The sequence below is a fragment of the Candidatus Omnitrophota bacterium genome (assembly GCA_014728045.1).
GTDB lineage: Bacteria > Omnitrophota > Gorgyraeia > Tantalellales > Tantalellaceae > WJMH01.
In genome coordinates this window covers 38,155-58,873 of sequence record WJMH01000017.1, presented here as the reverse complement: position 1 = coordinate 58,873, position 20,719 = coordinate 38,155, and the positions used below count along the sequence as shown (strand labels likewise).

At 54.5% G+C, this 20,719-nt stretch carries 1 protein-coding gene (cut by a window edge); it reads right to left on the bottom strand.

What is annotated here, in order from left to right; translation table 11 throughout:
* A protein-coding gene (locus tag GF409_06560; GenBank protein MBD3426877.1) for a hypothetical protein crosses the window boundary here: on the bottom strand, positions 1–20,719 show its 5' portion. Its footprint begins 10,925 nt before the window's first position; the window shows 20,719 of its 31,644 coding nt (coding positions 1–20,719); its start codon is at positions 20,717–20,719; its stop codon lies beyond the left edge, outside the window.

Genomic DNA, 20,719 nt, shown 5'->3' with positions numbered 1-20,719 from the left:
GTCCCACGCGCAATATGGGTCTTCCGCTCATCCTGCTGACCATATCGGTGAATTTGAGCGCTATGAGCGGCACCGATACCCCAACGGTGAAGATGGTCCAGCCGTACGGCAACCAGCCGTGTATCCACAGGAACGCGGAAGCGGCAAGAAGGGCCAGCCCCACTATCCCTACGGAGGGTTTGATGAATATGGCGCCGGTGGTATAATCCCTGATGCCTTCGACTTCGGTAAGTATCTCACCGAGCGCGTTGCGGAAAGTCTCTATATCCTTGGGCTGCGGGTCTTCCAGCGGAAGCCCCAGATCGTTGTACACCTCATAGGCGAAATGCATCCTTACCCCGCCGTCAGCCAGGTCCTGAACGAAATCTTCCCTGCCTCTTTCGGTATCAAGGTATTCCTTCGTCGCTACGAGGGCGTCCCGGTAATCAGTGACCACGGTAAGCACTTCCTCAACGCTCCTGTAATCCTCGATATGCACCCTGCCTATACCCTTGAGTTTGCGGAACCTCGGGTCCTCCAGCCTCTTCCTGAGGGCCTCCTGAGTGGATTCCTCATCCTCAAGCCCTCTGGTAGCTACCGTTATCCAGCCCATCATGGTCTGGACTATGGGAGGCGAAATAAAAACTATGGCGCCGGCCATGGTAGTGGCAAGCCAGCCCATGAGCACGGGTATGGTTCCCCTCATCATGTGGGCAAATGAAAAGATAAGCGTGCCTATGCCACCGAGGTTCTCTATCGCCGGCATCCCGGCAAGCAGCATAACGACAAGGTAAAAGACCGTGACACCCATGGTAATACCGGTGAACACGCCCGCAAGACTGCCCGAAGAAAGGTGTGCCATATGCTGGAACTTGCCCCAGCCCATGGTCCTCATCGGATCGACCTGCCACTGTTCGTTACGTTCAAGTCCCGCGCGCGTACGCAGCGAATACAGGAACTTACCGAACATGTAAAAAAGTTTTCCGAAGGCAAAGAACCCGGCGAAACTCACGCCCACGCCTATGAAACTTCCAAGTCCTCCCCAGGCCAGCATGAGATTCCTTGAGCCTATGAGCGCCCAAACCGACCCCATACCGACATATTGGCCGAAGAACATCCAGAAAGCCGGGCCGTAAGATATTATCGACCAGAACGCCTGGAGGGTTATCCACCTGACGCGCTGGGCCCACCATCCCGGACCGGTCTTGGGCAGAAGGTCCTCGAGTATCTGGGTATATTTACCGGTAAGTCTTGTAGCCTTGAGATTATAAAGCGCAAGACGGCTGCCCAGCTCGGCGTCCTCGATCTGGTTCATCGCATCCCACGCGCCGGAAACGTTGTACTGGGTGAAGTTCCTGCTGAGAAGGCTCGATATGTTCTTTATGTGCACGTCCGGGGAGACCATGAGCCTGAGCCTTTCAAGTACGCGTGATGAAAAGCTCAGCCTCTTTATTCTCTCCTCCCTGCGGGTCTCGTCGGTGTGTACACGCTCCCTTAAGGGTTTCATAAGTTCCTGCAGGGTAGCCCTTGTCGAAAGAGGTTCGTTGCTCTCTACTTTTCCGTCCTCCCCGAGCACGGGTTTGGAGTAGGCCAGCATCTCCCACAGGAAACCGTTACCTGTACCGCCCAGGAAAAGGAACCCTGCCATGGTCTGGCCCACCTGTATGGTGGAGTGCCATATGAGATAGTCCATATATGCTATGTTTTCCCAGTCGGGGGCCTTGAGCGGGACCTGCCTGAGCTCTGTCTGCATGACCGTCGGCAGATTACGCAGGCGGAACTCGGTCTCAATGAACTTTCTTGAGACGTCCAGCCCGCCGACTTCGTCTATTTCGATCGGGTAGGCCTGCATGAAGGCCCATAAAGCGTATCTGGCGCGGGCCTGCTCAAGTTCGCTGTCGGTCTGGTCTTTCTGCCTGTTTATCAGAGGAAGCATTTGCTCTTTGCTTTTTTCCTGAAGGGCCAGGAGCGCTCCTGCGTCGCGTATATCCATACCCGCCGCTGAGACCATCTCGCCGAACCTGTCCATATATTCCTTTTTAAGCTGCCCGGTGTCGGTAGAACGTTCTATCCGCCAGCGCGCGGCATCCTCCTCGTCCTCAATACCCGCCAGCTGTTCATCTATCGTCCTCTGCCTCATCTCCCAGACGGCAGTTTTGGCCCTGAGCACCATCGGGGCGAGCCGGTCTTCTTCATCGACCAGTTCCATGTAATCCGGCTGTTCCTCGCCCTTGCGTTCATAGTACAGTGCTATATCCTTGACCGCTTCGGCGTTCATCGGCGGTTTCATGCGCAGTTTCCTCTGGTGCTTATCAAGGTTAACGCCGTAATCTGAACCGGTGATCACCTCGATCGAACCAGGGTATTCCTGAAGCGTGCCGGCGGCGAAAAGTTCTCCCCTGTAGGCCTTAAGGTCCAGCCCGTACTTGACCAGTTTTGGCATAAGCTCGAGGTTCTCCCCGCCCACGACGTAATAGATCTCGTCCACGCCGCCGAGAAAACCCTGTATGACCTTGTTGCCGGACCTTTTCTCGTAATGGTCGAGCATGACCGCGGCCTGACCTTCCTCTTGCCGTTCCAGGGCATCAAGCACCCTGACCGGATCGACCTCCGGGTCCCGGCTGAACCTTTCGGCAGCGGCCGGGTCTATCTTAAGTGCCCCTTCCTGTACCAGGTCGATAAAAACTGAACGAAAAGCCTCTTTGTCCACTTTCGCTTCCATCCTGTCGTTATCGTCCATTACAGTGAAAACATCCACCGGCCTGCGGTAAGCCTGCTGGATACTCCTTACCATGTCCACAAGCTTGTTACCGGCATCCTGCCCGAAAGTGGTATCCATGAGGATGAACTTGGCCAGGAGCTCTTCGTTATATTCATCGAGCATATATTCCACGTCGCTAAGGGTCAGGTTCCTGAGTATATCCTCGTTGGTCAATCTCTCTCTTCCCCACTCGGGGTTCTTGACAAGTTCCCTCCGCTGCTCGTCGGTGAGCCTCCGGCTCAGGCGTTCATCCTCCATAATGACCTTTACGAGCTTCTTTCTGTCGGTCTTGTTCATGAGGTAGACCATCTCCGGCAACGGATATTCAAGACGCAGCCTGTTGATGGGCCACGTACTCGGAAACTCTCCCTTTACGATCTTCCAGCTGGCCTTGGCGCCCGAAAATTCATCGGACATCACTTCTATCACGTCCTCACGCACCAGGGTGGATATATCCGAATATCTTTTCTCCACTACCGCACTCATAACGTCGTCTGCCTGTTCCTGCGTGAGCATACCGCTCCTGGTAAGCCTCCTCAGGCTCGTATTGACACGCGAGACGAGGACTTCGGCGCCGAGCATGTCTTCCAAAGCCTGGAAAAGAACAAGAGAAGGCACGTATTTGCCCAGGTCACTGTCGATTATGCTTTCGTCGCCCGCTCTTGCCTTGAAACTCTTGGCGAAAAGTGAGACCTTCTCGATCATGACGTTTATCATGTAACCGGTCATACCGGCAAGGAACGTTATGAATACCGAAAGGGTAATGTTCAGTTCCGGGACCTCGGGTATCGGAAGAACGCGTGAGAGAAGCACCCTCAGCATGAAAGCCGCTACCCCCAGCGTGATGAAAGAGACCACCAGGGCCTTCAGCCTGAACCCGTGCCTTTCCTTACCTCTTGCGTAACTTGAACGGCCTGGTCCGACACCGCCGTAGCCTTTGGCCTGATCAACGAAACCCTTCATCCTGTAAGATCTTTCCACGTCATCGACATCGAGCGCCTTGTTAAGGTCTTTTGTCTGGTTGTAATACTTTTTCACGAAATTCAGCCTGTCTATGGCGCGGTAAGTGAACATGGTCAGGTTAGACAGGGGCATCGGGTGCACGGGGTTGACCCCCAATGTGGTATTGTAGAACTTCGGACCGTTATACGGTATGTCTTCCGGAACAGGTTCGTGGCCGCCGGGCATAAGGTCCACGAAGGAATTATGCTTGTTGTCCCTGTATACACTGGTAAAATGTTTACCCGAAAGATAAAGCGTGGGCAGATTCCTCTGCACGTCGTGTTTCGGAGTGTGGTAACGCGAATACATCAGGTAATCGCCCTGCATATTCTCAGGTCTCTGAAGGAACTGCAGCCAATCCCGGCAGTACAACATGTAATCGTAAAGGTTTATGCGTATGGTCTCCTGCGCTATCACGTCATCCGGATGCGCGAACCGCGCCGGGGTATCGAATTTGAGCATTCTCTGCCAGTCCTCGGCCGAGAAACCGTCACCGCCCTCGGTCATAAGCCTCTCCAGGGTCTCGATGGCCTCGTTGAGCGCTGGCTCCATGATATTGATCGCCTCCTGCTGCCTTTGAAGCCTGGTCTGGCTCCTTGTCATCGAATCCTTTATCAGCCTGCGGGAGGAATAGAGTCCCAGCCCCACAAGCAGCGTGCCTATCACCCAGACGCTCCATCCCCAGCCCATCAAAAGACCGGTATCCAGAAAATGTGTCACGTTGCTGGCTATCAGCGTGCCCCCGCCCAAGAGCGCCGGTATGGTGAACCATCGCGTGAGCTTTTCGGGAGCGACCTTGCTGCCCTTGGCCTTGTAGTAAACCGGCTCCAAAGTGCGGTGCGCCGTCCAGAAAGCGTCCTCGACGCCTTTTTCGACCTTTTTCATCCTTTCGACCGCGGCATCGAAATCGTACCTGGCCGCCTCTTGAGAGACAGCGCCCTCTTCCTCGGGCGACTCGCCCGGCCTGTTCATCTCGGCCGCTATATTGATATCCGTTATGACGGGAACGAGACTGTCGTCGCCGGTTATCAGGTCGGTGTATTTTATAGCCAGGTCAGCTTCTTTCGCGACCTGATCCCTGTTCCTGCCGTCGGGAAGAAGTGACTGTTCAAGAAGAAGGGCTTCATTATGAAGGGAAAGGGCTTGCATCACCAGGTCTCTCGCGCGGGCAAAATCCTCGTACTCTTCGGTCCCATCGGGTCCGGCCCTTGTGCGAAGCGATGCCCTTATCCAGTCCCTTATGTCGTTCTCGGGGTCTTCCGTGGCGTTCATGAAATACCTCATAAGACCCATTACCTCGTACAGTTCATGCGCGAACCTGGCAGCGAGGTACTGCCCCGCTTCCTCCGTGGAGGATGCCATAGCCTTGAGGCGTTCGTATTCTTCTTTGGTGATGTGTATGGACCCGGTCCTTATACCTATGTGGGTGGTCTGCCCGGTCTTGAAAGCAGTCTCCCCTGTGTCGTAAATGAATACCTTGAAGTCATCCGATTCGAACATTTTCAGAATATCCCCGGCTTCCACGGATTCCAGGATCTCGGCGTTATCCCTTAGGGTTCCGACAACAAGAGCTTTTTCCTCGGGAGGCATCTGCGTGTACTTCATCTGGGCGCGCAGCTGCATTATCTGCTTGTTAACCTCTTCGTGACCGTCAAGGATGACCTGCTGCGGCATGAAATCCCTGGGCACGGGTACAGCTTCCCGTTCCGGCGCTTCTTCCCTCTCCCTCCAGGGCCTGCGTTTTCTCAATAGATACGATATCGACATGAACAGAGCGAAGACGATACTTGAATATATCGCGAGGTCCTTTATAAGGTACCAGAACCTCCAGTTGCGCATCCTCTCGTCCAGCTGGTCCAGGACCTCGTCCACGCGTTCGCCCCGCTTGATCTTGATCTGGGCCTCTATCTGCGCTTCCATGAACTCTCTTCTTTCGGCGCCGGTTATCTCCAGCTCGGGATCGATCGCCTTGGCCGCTATCTTGCCCACCACGTCCGTGAACACATAAAGCTTCCTTTCGGGCGACCAGTATTTCCATTCCGAAGCGGTCCTTATATACGTGTCTATCCCCGGTAAATTCGCCACCTGCACAAACGCCTTGCGGAATTGCTCGTTATCGAAATCCTCCTTCTGGTGAAGTCCTCCCCAGTAAAGAGCGGTACCTATGAAATCCCCTCCTTCTCTGGTCGAAAGGTTGAAGGTGTGCCCGGAAAAATCCTCCCTCGGAGTGGACTGTGTCCCCACGAACTGCTCTATGGCCAGTTCCCTCATTTTCTGCGCGCTTTTTATGAGCGCCGGGCGCTCCGTAGCCGGAACGTTAAGGACCAGGTCCATCCAGTACAGCGCCGAGTAGAACTGTTCTTTGGTCATCTGCTCCACGTCCACGCGCTCTGTGTAAATAAGGTCCTTAAGCTCTCTTCCTATGAATTGCTCGAAACTTACCTTCTCGCCCTCCAGGGTAACCTCACCGGTATCACTGTCGTATGTAACGCCCCTGCGCACTTCAAGCACCGTCCAGTCATCCTCGTAGACCATACAGCAGTCTCTCCGGACAGCGTCTATGAGCCCGTTGAATTCATATATGTGATCGCCCCTGTAGGCGTATCTGGTCACGAGCTCCTCCTCGCCCGAAGCGTCCCTGTAGGTCTTGCCGCTTATACGGGAAGTATCACCGTAATACCTCACTTCTTCTATTTGGCCGTCCTCTTTTACGATGCGGATTATGCGCCCTATGACATTGCCGGGAACAATAACATTATCGTATTCATATCTGAGGTTACCTGTTTCATCCGGCTCAAGCAGCACTTTGGCCTTGACCACCCCGTCTTCGATCTCAAAACGCGCCAGGGCTACCTCGTCGGTGGTATCCACGGTGCCGTCGGCGTTTATCTTAACCCCGTCAACCTGGTGCTGGAGTACCGGGTCGAGCAAATTGCCTCTCTCATCAAGACGGATATTGCCGTACTTGAACGTGTTGCCGCTTGCCACCTGCCTGACGTAAACCGCCGCGGGATTTGCCAGGTCGTCATACCCTATGCGTTTAAGGATGGTCATTCTCTCCTGGTCGAGGACTTCGCCCTCATCCACTCTCACTCCTCCGACCTCCATGATCGGCCTTCTCATGTTGGTTTCAAGCGCGACGGAGACCTTGCCTGCCATATCCGGCGTAAGCCCCGCCTGCCTCAGCACATCCACATCACCGGTATACTGCGTGTAAACGAAGCCGCGGCCGTCATATCCTATCCTTCTTACCACCTTGGCCTCGCCGGTCATGGCGATCGTGCCGTCCGCCTTCTTTGTGAACTCGGGGCCCATGACCTCCATTATTGCCCTGTCGGGCCTGTCCATGGAAGCGGCGAATATTTCTTCGGTGCCTATATCGTACATGTATACAAGGTCGCTCGCCTCATCGTAGTAGTACATCATCTCATCCTGCTGGGCGGGATCGGGCCTGACCATGCCGTTGAGTATATCCACTCCGCTCACCCTGAGAAGGGCGCGGTCCTTCCTCTCGATCGTGGAGACAAAGACCTGATTCGTCCTGAGGTCGAGGGTGTAAACAAAAACCTGTCCGGTGGCGGCATCGCGCCTGTAGCCTATCCTTGCTATCACCTTGCCGGTATCGGCAACCTTGCCGTCGGCTACTTTCGCGCCTTCGACTTCACGTATGGCCCTGGTCCTGTCGGTCAGCGGCGCGACAAAGGTCCTGCCGCCGAGTGCCGGAGAGAGCCCCGCCTTGCGCAGAGCGGCGGCATTATCAACATACCGGGTGTATACCATGCCGTTGTGATATCCCATATTGGAGACCACCACTTTGTTCTCGAGACCGGTGATCGCACCCGGTGTGACCTTGACTCCCGTGATTTCCTGCAGGGGATGGTCGGTATCCCTTTCCGGGGCCATGAACGTGCGGCCCGCCGCCTGCTCCTGTCCTATCGAGGCCAGGGCCTCGCGCGCCGCCGGATCGTTCGTATAAGAGATATATGCCATGCCCTTATCATAAGCCATCGAAGAGAGGGTTATTTCCCCTTTTGTCCCGGGCGCAGGCTCTACTGACCCGTCCTTGACGATTACATGCGCGACCTCTTTTACCGGACGCATTTTATCCGAAGCTCCGGCTACGAATATCCTGCCGGATAAACCCGCATTAAGGCCTGCTTCTCTCAGAACAGCAAGGTTATCGGTATACCTCGTATACACCAGTTTACCGTCGGCGGAATAACCTATTTCGGTCAACGTCCTTCCGGTTTCATCCCCCACCTTGCCCGGGGTTATCGTAACCCCGGTGATCTCCCGAATAGGACTATCGGGGTTATCCGCAGGCGCCACGAAAACACGGCCTCCGAGCGTGGGGTCTTCCCCGGCACGCTTTAAAAGGCCCGCGTCATCAACATACTGCGTATACGCAAGACCGTTCCGCTTCTCCACCGTCGCTATCCTGTCGCCCGCGATGCTGCTGGCTTCCACTTTGCCCGACCAAATCTCCTGCTGGGGGAACTTGACACCGTCCCTCTCGTAACCTACAAAGACCCTGCCGGGCTTGGCTTCCTCGGCCGTATAGAAAATGGTGCCCCTTACCGGATCCACTATCTCATGTACCGTGCGCAGGAAGGAGCCGTCCGGGCCGTATACCCTGAAAACATCCATGGTGCTGCCCTCATTGAGCTTCACCGTCTCTGCGTTGAACATGGCCTCCTGACCGGAAACATCAATGTGTCCCTTTGGCGCTTCCTCAGGCCCTTCGGCCGGCTTTTCTTCGGCATCACTGACGCCGTCCTTGTCGGCATCGGCGGGAGCCTCTTCTTTCGCCGGTGAACGGAGTATCATGACCGTCTTGTAACCCTTGACAGTGCCGGTATCGGCATCGAAGGAGTCCACTCCTTGAGGGAACCCGTCCGGGTTACTGAAAGAAGCTATCTTGTACCCCGGCTCGCCTGTTTCCAGGTTCATCGGCGAATAGAATGAGATATCCACTATCCCCTTGCCATCGGGACCGTATGTATAGGTCACGCTGGATCCGGCGAATACGCTTCTTGCCCTCCTGCTTACCGTCGGGAGCGGTATCACTTCCGGGTCTTTGGCCCCGGTATTTATCTTCAGGGACCCGGCGACCGGATCATGGCGCTGGTATACCCTGCCGCGGAACTCGATCCTCTCGCCCGCTATGATGTGCACGTTACCCACGCCGACCTGGCGGTCACGCAGCTCTTCGCCGTCTATGATATGCACTTCGTCGTTCTCGTTGTTCAGAACGTAGGTGACGTTACGCCTGCCGTTGGGATTGTATATGGTTATCTCCTGCTGCTTGAAGACCTTCTTGCCGCCTGTGATATCATAGCTGTCTATGCGCACAAGGCGTGAACCCTGGTCCAGCTCGCGTGCCCCGGATGGAAATACCGCCTCGCCTCTTATCTCCACAGCAAGGCCCCTTGCCCTCAAGGCGTCATAACCTGAAACCGTCATCTTCTCCCTGTCGAAATCGAGTTTGCCGTCTTTGGCCGATTCAAAAGAAACTATGAACTCTCGTATGCCCTCGGCTTTCTCCGGACCGAGTATCGACAGTTTTATGAGACGTTTTCCATCCTCGGACATCTCCAGGTAAACCTTGCTTCCGGCGGGATAACTGTAACCGGCTATCTCTCCCGCTTTTTCGACATCGACAGTGCGCATGCGCGTGAGCGCTCCATCAGCTATATCCGCACCGGTCAGCGTCATATTGATGGTGCCGGCGTACATCTCTTCGGCCTGTACCTGCCCGCCGGGGATAACCGCTATCAGTCCCTGGAACTTGAGGGAAGTGATTATCTTGGTCCTGTCCTCACTGTCGCGCACCTCGGGGACCTCGACTACCGCTTCCTTCCCGGGAGCCGGTTCTATCGCATATGAATTTATCACCTTTCCGTCGGCGTCCTCTACGGTCACGTATACCCTGGAAAGCGTTCTTTCCCCGTCCGGCTGCACGGCATAGAGCCTTTCTATGGTGCGAACCCTCCTGCCCTGCAGGTCTTTATGGACCTCTATGTGGCTCATCCGGCCGGTGAACTGGCCGTTATCGAAAATGACCTTCTTATATGTGAACCTGTCCGGTATCTCCTCTTCTTCGGGCAGTATCACAGGCGTGGTGACAACATGCCTGACATTGCCTCCGGAAAGACGTATGGCCCTTATCAGGTTGCCCGTCCCCTCTCTCTGGCCGTCCTGGATCTTAGTCTCTACGGGTGCGCCGTTCTCATCATAATGCTCTTCTATCATCGCCTGGTAATAATGGGGCGCGGCCCCGTCTGAATTGAAAACGGGTATTATGACCACGTTGTCCGTGCCGTCCGCCGACTGGGCCGAGCGCGGTATGGCCTTTCTCTGGCGGAATATGTTCCACACCACCCTGTTCATGAGGTATGATGTCTTGCGTCCGTCCCTGCGCAATACAGCGTAACTGGCGTTCTCCCAGTCCTTGCTGTCAAAAAATACCGTCAGTATGTCCGTTACCGTGGCCGGACGCACATCCCTGCCGTCGGCGTCCTTGCCGTTAATGAGGTCGGTGACCCTCTTCCTCTGTTTCTTCATAAGGTCGGTAACCTCTACGCCTTCACCCGGCTCCGCAAGAAGGGGATGTCCGATAACGCTCACGGCCAGGGTATCGATTATTCTTTTCTGGGCTTCCTCGGAGAGGTCCTTAAGAGGCGTCCTCAGGTCATCCTCGTTGACAACGCCGTCACCGTTAACGTCCATGGGATGCTTATGCTTGGACAGCTGACTCCATAACCTGTAAGGCACGACCTGTTCCAGACCCGCTTTTTTTACGGCTTCAGCGCTCATACCGGGATAACTGAAGTATTCCAGCTCATCTACCTTCAGAGAACCTTTGTCATTATCCTCATCGGAAAATACCTGCAGGTTCCTGTCCTGCTGAGGCGCGCCTCCGGGAAGTTTTTCCATAAGTTCGTCCACCTGCCCCTGCACTATGGTGCCTTCATAAAGTGAATCCAGGCCGGACCCTATTGGCGCTCCCGCTATGGGTATCAGGAAAAGAAGGTGCTTGCCGGTTATCCTTATCGTGTCCCACATATCCTCGGAACCTTTTTCGGCGGGGAGGAAAACTATGGGCACTTCTTCCTGCTGGGTTATACCCCTTGTTATGTGGCTGAAGATGGCCGCTTCACCCTTGCCTATATGCGCCTTGTATTTGACACCGACGGTGACACCCCACGGGCCGAATGATACCCAGAGGCCCTTGGTCCCCTCTTTGTCTCCCGCGTATATCGAAGCGCCGTTATATAAAAGCCTTGTCTGTCCCAATGTCTTCATAGGATCTATCAAGGGGTTCTTGTAGGGTATGGTCTTTAAAGCGGCACCCCTTCCGCTCTCCTGGGCGTTCCTGAGAGCGCGCATTATCTCGTTGAAGGTGAGCTCTTCCTGCACTTCTCTTACGGCCGCTGTGGCTTCATGAATATACGGGAGATACTCCGCCGCGACATAGTCGTCGGGCACCGCCAGGTTCACCTGCTGGAACCTGTCAACGAAGAATGCTATATATTTTTCAACGTCCGATTTCATGTCCTTAAGCTCATCGGCCACCTCATCCGCTATCTCCAGACCGGATTCAAGCTCAGGTGTCATCGTCTTTTTCTCCGAAGCTGTCTCTATCATCTCGTAGGCTTCCGAGAACTCGGCTTTCTCGAGATGCCTGTTGAGCTTTGCCAGTTGTTCCTCGCTGAGGCCGAAATCCCTGGCGACCGTTCTCATGGACTCCTCGAACATCTGGTAAGCCTTAACCGCGTCACCGTTCTCCATGTACGCAAGACCGCGTTTATACTCGTATTCGGCCATCGACGCGAAGGAGAATACCTGCGCCGGGATAAAGAACTCGCCTCCCGTTACCTCTTCCTCGCCGGGCTGGCGTTTATGCACCCACACGAGCTTCGGGCGGTTCACACGGTAGACCGTGTCTATGTCGGGATGGTTGTCCTGAACGCGCGTTATCGTACCGTCCTTTATGAGCATGACTATGAGAGCCCTCAGGTTCGCGATGGGCACCGCCACCTCGTCCTTGTCTTCTGCAACATCGAAACCGACGCTTTTACCTTTGACATACTCGGTTTTTACGAACCACCTGCCCGCCTTATCTCTGTAGACCACCTGCGGCCTGCTCGAGTACCAATGCGGCCTCTCGGTGTAGAACTTCCACCTGTAATCATCCCCGTCCGGGGTCTTAGCGTTCAGGCCCTCTTCTACGAAAAAATCCTCCACTTTCGGGAACACGACTTTGCGTTTACCGGCATCGAGAAGCATAAAGGGATCTGTTATAACGTCACCGGGCTCGCCCTCTCCTTCTAATCCTCCCCTGAAAGCCTGCTGGAAAGTCTCCCCGCCGTGCCAGGGTTCCACGCGTACCGTTCTTTCGGCAGCCGGAGGAGCCCTTGTCCTTTTTACCACGGTGACCCTTCCCGGCTTGAGGGGTGAGGGAACTTCCGGTATTACCGGCACGAACTCGGGAAGCTCCACTTCCGCTTCGGGCGCTTTTTCGGCCTCGGTTTTCTCCTTTTCAGCTTTCTCATCTTTTTCCACGCTCTTAACGGCCACCGGCCTTTCCTGACTGAGCGGCACGTTACGTACCGAGTGCTGCAGGGGCGCGCAGGAAACACAGACCATGACCAGGGTTGAGCCCAGGAACATCTTAAGTGTATTGCGTATCTTGCCGCCCGCGCCCAGGGCCCTGTCCAGTTTATCCGCCAGGGTGTCCTTGGGAACCGTCTTTAGCTCCGGGAAAGCACCGTCTTTGGTCAATACTTCTATGAGCTGCAGTCTCAGCTTGGCCGAGGTGCCTTCAAGTTCAAGCTGTTTCTCTTCTATCGGATGGATCAGATCCTCAAGACGTTTGTGCTCCGCCTCGAGCTGCTCTAAATTCTTTGCAAGTTCATCGGTAGGCTCAGCCGCGTATTTTCCCCGGGCTTCACTGACCGCCTCACTCGCCAGGTCAAGTCTGTAACCCAAATACTCGAGCTGGAATTCCATGAAGGTCAGTTCGACCATATTCCCGCCCAGCTTGCCGCATATGTCGTTCACTTCTGCGGCTATGGCGGCGAACCTGGCCTCCATATCCCTCATCTTTTCATCCGCCTGTTCAACAGGTACGTCTTCGGGAACAAAAAGCCGGTTGGCCTCGTTCTCCGGATCCGGCCGCCCAAGAAGGGTCAGTATGACAACGTTGCGCAGAAGCGGAGTTCCTTCGCCTCCCAGATACTGCTTCACTCTGCTCTTCACCTCGGCGGCTTTCTCTTCCTGGCCGGTCACCCCGGGCATAAAGAACTCGTTGAGCCTGCGGTCTATGAGCACTTTGATCATTGCCACAGCTTCCGGCGTTGCCGGCTGTGTCTCCCGGGCGAGAATGGTCTGAAGCGCGAACTCTTTCAGCCGTTCCATTTTCTCCCCGGTGAGTATCTCCATACTGTCGAAACCGTAATCCTTGTAATCAGCGGCAATGAAACCGACAAGGTTCGTCTCCAGTAGATCGAACACCTTGTCTACCTTTTCGTTAAGCAATGGCTCTTTCCTGACCTCCCTCTGATCCTTTAGCCACTTGTCGTACTGCTGCACAACGGAATAATAGAACTGATCGAACGGGTCTATAAAGTTCTCCGCGTTGGAAAGCTCTCCCGTATCGGGATCGTATTCCGGGGTCCGGAAACTCTCTTCGGTCTCTTCAAGACGGGCCACCTTCATCCTTAAGGCGTCAACGGAAGGCTTGGAAGTCTCTTCCATACCGCTGTCTATGGCTTCCTGCAGGGTATCTTTCGCGCTCTGCAGATCGCCTGTTACCTCGGCGTGCCTTGCCAGAACACTTTCTATCCTGTCAGAGGATCCTTTATAGTTTCTGCGGATCTCATCGAGAAGACCGGGTTCTCTCTCGGCCATCTTGACCGCGGGCACGATCTCGGGCTCAAGAACGCCTTCTCCCTCGCCTTCAATAGCGGCTACTTCAGGAGCTTCGGGCTCTTCCACTTCGGGTACCTTAACCGGCTCTATCTCTTCGGCTGGCCCCAGGCGCTGAAGTATGTTATCCAGAAGCTCCGCCAGTTCCTGGTTCCTGGCATTGGCTTCTTCTATCTTGTTGGAGACCTGCATCAGCCTTTCGTTGCCTCCGCTGCCTGCGGGCCAGACGACCACGGGCAGCCTTTCGTTCTCCGATTCTATTTCGCCCTTTATCTCGTTGTTGCGCGGGCGCATGTTCGCGCTTATCTCGCGCTCCACCCTCCTGGCAAGTTCCGTTGCCGAACCCATGTCATCACCCAGAAGGGCCTGCTGAACTTTCTCTTCGTTGTCCGTGGCCTCTCTTTTTATCTCTTCCATCTCACCTATGAGTTCATCGAGCTTTTCCTCTATCCGGTCGTAGGCTTCCATGCTGCCTTCAGCTTCAGGGGGTTGCACCCCTTCCGGAGCGGCTCCTCCTACGAATTCCATATCATCTACGATAGCTACCGGTTCCGCTTCCCCTTCGATCAGGGCAAGAAGACTTCTTATCTGGCGTTTCACGGCGCCGTATTCCCTCATGGCCTGAATGCGTTTATCACGTGTCCTCTTAAGAGTCCCATCATCCGCGGGAAGCACACTCGCGGCATCCCCCAGCTGGCTCCTTATGGAGCCTTCATCGAGCGAAGAAAGCTCATGTCCTATTCTGTCGGCATCGGGGTTATGCGTGGAATCAATGGTATTCTTGATGACACCCGCAAGTTCCAGGTTCTGGACCACTCCATTTTCATCAAGACTCTGGTTGAGTCTGACCTCGGCACCCTCGAGCATTGACTGCATGAGACTGAGTTCACCGCGCAGCATGTCGATAATACCCTCCAGCTCCTGACATGAAGCCCTAGCCTGCTCCAGGTCTTCTTCGGTCGGTCCGGTGACCGGTTCAACGTCAAAATCCTCGACTATCCTCCTGACGGCCTCATCCAGCCGGCCTGCCCCGTCAGCGAGCTTCTGTTCTACCTGCTCGATCTCGGAGGCGAGCTCGTTCTCCAGGGGCCTGTCTTCTTCGGCGAGCATTGCGGCTATCTCGGAAAGCTGCCTTCTGAAAGCTTCCTTCTTGAACTTGTCGATCGAATTTGACTGGAATAATTTTTCGCCGCGCTCAATACCGTCACCGTACAGAAAGACCTTTTCTACCGCTTCGGGGGTCTTCTCTCTTTCAGCTTCGGCTATGGCCTCGTCGACATCTCTTTCGACCTCACTTACCCTCTCGAGCCTTTTATCGGCGTGATCTGAATAAAGCGCTATCTGCCTGCCCAGTTCCCGTATCCCGCGACGCGCGAGTTTTTCCCGCAGCACTCTGCGCATATTCTCGAGGCGCTGCCTGTTATTATTAATTATCTCCTCTATTTCCGCGTTGAGACGGCGCGCCTGCCTGAATTTCTCTCTCACTCTTTCAGCTTCCGCGGGAAGCTGATCGGCGGCATCGTCCAGGCGCCTTATGAGCCTCTGGCCGCTTGCGCTTATCTGGTCATTATTGAACTCTATTTCACTGAGCTGCGAGCTCAGGACTTCTCCCATTTCAAAAAACCCTCGGAAATCACCTTCATCGAACTCTTCGTTCAGTATTTTATCGATGGCACTGACTATGGGCCCGTCCATGTCATCAAGTGCGGGCAGAAGTCCCTGCATCTGATCGGAACCCTGCATTTCACTGATATGAAAATCCACCGCTTCCTCTATTTCGGCGATCCTTTCCGCCGCCATGGCCGCCAGATCCACAGGTCTTTCCTCAGGGGGAATGACCCTTTCTACCCCCAGCTTATCAAGCGCCCATGCGTAATCTGTTTCGTATCCAGCGCTGTACTCGACCTGTTCCCCCGGGGCGGAATACTCATTGGCCCTTGACCTAACCGAACGCCTGAACTGCCTGCCGTCCTTTATGAGCGATAGAACTCTCTCTGCCACCTGATCAGGGGTGATATCCGATCCTTCTTCTGACGCTTCAAGGGCGTATTCCCGTGCCGCGATAGCCGCGTCCAACAGCCCGTGCGCCTCTACGAACTCGGAAAGCGCCCAGTGGCGCCTCTGTTTTACTTTTTCAACGCCCTCTCCGGCATGGCGATACGGGGATGCAGCATCATCCTCGACCGCGACTGATCTAGCATAGTCATCGGCAATACCGTAACCTACCGCGTCGATCTTCCCGCGCAACCAGTTCAGAATCTCATCCAGTTCGGCCACGGCCCTTTCCGGGGTAAATTCCTCCGCCTCGAGCTCAGCGATGACCTTGGCGTAATCTTCCCGGTAGGAGTCGCTGTACTCCTTTGCTTCTCCGGGAGCTGAATAGAAATAAGCCTGCTCGGTTATGTTCCCGCGCAAGGCACCCCTGGTCCTTTCTATGCCGGACACCATATCCTCTATACCTTCTGCCGCTTCGGGCGTGCCGACCTCTGCGGCCTCGTCAACTTCCCTTATCGCCTCTTCAACGCGTTCAAGCAGGTCCCTGCTGCGTAATAGTTCGGCAAGCGCCCAGTGGCGCCTCTGCTTTACCCTGGCGATATTGTCCCCGAGCCTTAAATACGGTGACCTTGCGTCCAGACCTGGGGCCACCGATTCCTTGTAATCGGCGAATATACCTTTCTTGACCCCGTCCACAACTTCCCGGAGTTCGTCCCTTATCGCCTCGAGCCGTTTTCTTGCATCGGTAAGATCGACCGCGATCCTGACCGGTGAGATGGCGACCGGCGGAGTAACGGGCTCTTCGGGAACCTCAGGCGCTACGGCCTCTTCCTCGGCTTCCCCTTCGATCCTCCTGTCGGCGTATTTTTCCCTCCGGGCTACATCGCGATCTATGAGTTTCTCATCGGGGTCCTTTATGTCTTTTACGATCTTGCGTATCTTTTCGGAGGTAAGAAGCTCTTCCTCGGTAATATCATATTCGGTGAAGAACTCACTGTTAAGCCGTTCTATGAGTTCCTTTTTTAGCCTGAGATACCTGCTTGAAAGACGGTCAAGCAAGGAGGTTCCCACCGACGGAGAGACCAGTATCCCCAGGTCCAGTATGGCGAGTATCCTGTTCTTTAGCTCTTCGGCGCCGACGGGTCTGGCCTTCATACCGAAACCTTCTTCGGTCTCACTCGCCAAAAACCTTATATACTTCGGAGAAATGGGGCTATCAGGGTCGAACCCCAGCTCCCTTAACATGAGTTTTTTCGCGCCCGGCCGGGCAATGTCAACGGCGTTTATCCTGGCAATGGCTTCTTCTATGCTCTGGGGAGGCACGATAACCGCTTCTTCCTCGGCGGGTGCCGCCTCCTCTTCAACAGGCGCCGCTTCCTCTTCTTCGGCGGGTGCCGCTTCTTCTTCAGCTCTGGCAATAACTATTTCACCGGCTTCCAAGTCCTTGTTATACTGCCTTCTCCTTCTTTCGGCGTCTTTTTCAACTTCGGCCCAGGAATGCGTAAGGTTGCGATGGTTCACGGCCACAAGATACTTGCCGAAATATTCCCCGGGGGCTTCTTCCATGTTTATCCCGTATTCATCGCAAAGCTGCTGGTTGAGTTCGCTGATGGCTTTCATCCTCTGCCTGAAAGAATTACTGCCGGGGTACCTGTCGATAAGGGCCAGGCCCGGTCTTTTCGCGCCGTAAAGATTTATGTGGAATCCGAACTTCGGGTTGGAATATATATCGAGTCTTCGCTGGAGCTCTTCAACAGTGACCTTTTTGGCGTCCTCGCTTGCAAGCGATCTGATATATTCGGGGTTATCAAGCGATCTGGGTTCCTCGAAGCCCAAAGCTACGAATATATCACGCCTGGTCTTAGCCTTCATGACCTGTTTTCTTACGGCGTTCTCCTCTTCGGTCAGCCACTCAACATTCCGGACTTCTCCGCTTATCTTGGACTGCGCCCTGTTCTCGGCCAGGTCTATCTCGTTGAAAAGTCTTCCTATTTCCTGTGCCGCTTCCAGCTCTTCGCCTCTTTCCATTGCTGCCGCTATAAAACCTTTCCCTTCGGGACGCATATCGGAAAGGTAACCATCTATCACATCCAGCAGCTCAAGCGCCTGGCTCTGAGCCATATCGCTTGCGACGGCGGTCTCGCCTATAGCGTCCATTCTTTGCTGAAAACCCTTCTGTGCTATACGGAGCACAGCGTCGAAATTAGCGCTGTCTACACCGTTCTTATTCCTCGTGGAAAGAAGCCAGTCAAGCGAACGTCTTGTGTTCGCCTCAAGCAACAGATAATCCTGTATATCATGCGCGATCACCGCTATCTCTTCTGCGTCACTATCGGTCCTGAGAACGGCGTGACGTACTTCATGGTTAAGCATCCATGCAAGAGCGTTGATGAAAGATGCTCTCATCTGGTCGTATTCTTCTTTCTTTGTTCTCTTGGCACGGGTATCTATAGCTGTCTTCACCGCTTCAAGAACGCGTATATCTATTTCAAGCACATCCTCGTCCTGCGTGGTCATATCCAGCGCGCTGGCACCGCCTGTTTGTATGGTGATATTCATGTATCCCATTTCAGCCAGGTTCGCACTGGCCTGCCCGAGGGCGTCCTGAAGTATCTTCACGAGTTCTCCGTCAAGCTCCCCTTCGGCTTCGACAGCCGTAATATTCCAGACCTCGACACCCATTTGGGGACCTATCTTGGCTTCGGCCCTGAAAAGAGGCTGTTTGCCTTCTGCACCCTCCATCGCTACCGGCGAAGGCCGCCTCTGGCGCCTCACCCTTGCTATAAGGTCACGAACGTTCTCGGCAAGCTCCGGATCCTCTTTCCAGTTCCTCGGAACACTGATCCTCTTGGCCCTGAGCTTGGATATGATCTCTTCGTCGGTCGCTTCAGCCGGATCGGAAAGCCTCTCTCTTATATCGTCGGCTGAGGTTTTTGCTATCGCCGAGAGGAGCTGCTCTCTCCCGCCGACCATCTGCGCGAGCATGTCCTTGATGTCCGCCAGATCCCCTCTCATCGCCTCAAGCTGCCTGGCGAACTCTTTCGCTGATTCTTCTTCGGCGGTGGCCGCTTCACGTCTTGCGAGAAAAACTTCCCTCTGCGCCCTGGAAGCGGGATTGAAAACGAAATATTCGCCCCTGCGTGCAAGAGAAATAAAGGATATCCCTTCTTCGGTCTTATCCGCTATGACCGCCGTATTACCGATCCTCTCCACGGCTATCCTGTTTCTAAGGAAGTCCTCGAATTCCGAGGGGGTAACCGGGTCGAACGGCATCTCCTTAAGTTTCCCCTGGACTTCGAGCTGAGCGTATCTGTCGCCGTAGGACTTAAGCCAGCGTGATTTGATCTCATCGGTGCTCATGCCTTCTATAACAGCCTGGCCCAGAGCGTGGAACAGTCCGGATTTCAGCATGGCGAGATCTCCTCTGGCTGATGAGAAATACGCCTCCACGGCAAGCTGGTACCTGCCGGTATCCAGAAGCTTCTCGTAGGCTTTCTTCTTGTTGGTCAGTATGGCTACGTAAGGCCTTTCCTTCCCGGCTTCGAACTTGGGTATAACGACAAGGTACGAAAGCTTTTTCCTGCGCATAAGGTCGGTAAGACCATTGGTATGATAGCCTCCGGTAATAAGCGCAGCGACATGCTTGCCCTCAGCGCGCATCCTTTTTATGGTGTTGGCGAGCATGGATTCGTTCCTCGCCTCGGCATCGAGGTAAAAATCCATCGCCTCTGCTATCTCTTTTTCGGAGAATATGCTTCCCAGATCGTAACCCGCCATAACGGGCACCCCGTACTTGCGGCAGCTATTCTTAATAAAGGAGGCGCATTCGGCGGCATTGAACTGTTCGTAATGGGCGCGTATGAAGTTGTATTCGTCATTGGTCAGCTCCATGTTGTAAAGCTGCCTGAGAAGCCGTGCCATCCTGCTCATCCTGAAAAGGTCTTTTTCATCCGCGTTACGGTAGAGTTTTTCCCTTATCCTGTCCTCAAGCTGTGCCATCTCGCGGTAAAGCAGAAACAGTTCGACCGACTCGTAGATGGATACATATCTGGTGAAGTTTATCAGGTTATCATATCCGGTAGCGGGTATGCCCTTTCTCTCGGCAAGGTCTATAAGGTACAGGTGGAAATCCTTCTGGGAAAGCTTGTTCTGCTTGAACTCAAGTGATCTGAGCACGAGCGCCTCCAGCTCCTCCTTGTCCATCTCTCGGCTGAGCTCATTTATGAGCCTGCGGCGCTCCTTGTTTGCCTGCGCGAAGTCTATGTTCTCCTCAAGACGGATTGACTTCAAAAGCTTGGAAAGCTCCCCGTACCCGGATATATCTATCTCCTGCACCTGTGCCAGCTGCTCGATGTATTTCCAGTGATCCGTGAAGCTCATCCTTCCTTCCCTGTGAAGGACGGCGTTACGGTTAAGGGTGCACAGCCCCTCCGAACAGACCTTCGGTTCCATCGCTTCAAGCTGTTCCAGAAAGGCGTTTATGTTCTCGGTACGAAGCGCCCTGGAAGAAGCCACGCGCCTGAAGCTTGCCAGGTTATCCTGGTAGAGCGAATCGTCCTCGATGCCGTAAAGACTGACCTCCGGTCCGTCATTCACTATCTGGAAGAATTCTCCCGCGCTCATGCGGCCTTCGCGCATCAGGAAGTCCGCCGTGTCCTTCCTCACTTTCTTGTTCGGGAATGTCTTTAAAAGCGAGGTGTCGATGTATCCCCGGGAGCCTTCAAGGGCGATAAGTTCAAGGTCATAGTTGGTCACCAAAGAATCAAGAAGGTTGGCTATCGAGTGCTGCGCAGAAAGCGAGGCGTGGGCGTCCTGGATGTGTATGATCACGTCTTCACTGTCGCCGTGCATGGATTCGTGGATGCTCGCGGTCTCATACGGTATCCTTATACCGTTAAGGTCAAGCTGCTCTTTGTAGCTTCTGGGTTTGGCCTGCTGCCAGACAGGCTGCCCCTGCTGCGTCCAGCCCACCTGCTGGTGCAGAAAAAGAACAGTGAGCACGACGCTGACGCATTTTACAAAAAAAGCATGACGACGTTTCCAGTCTGTCAT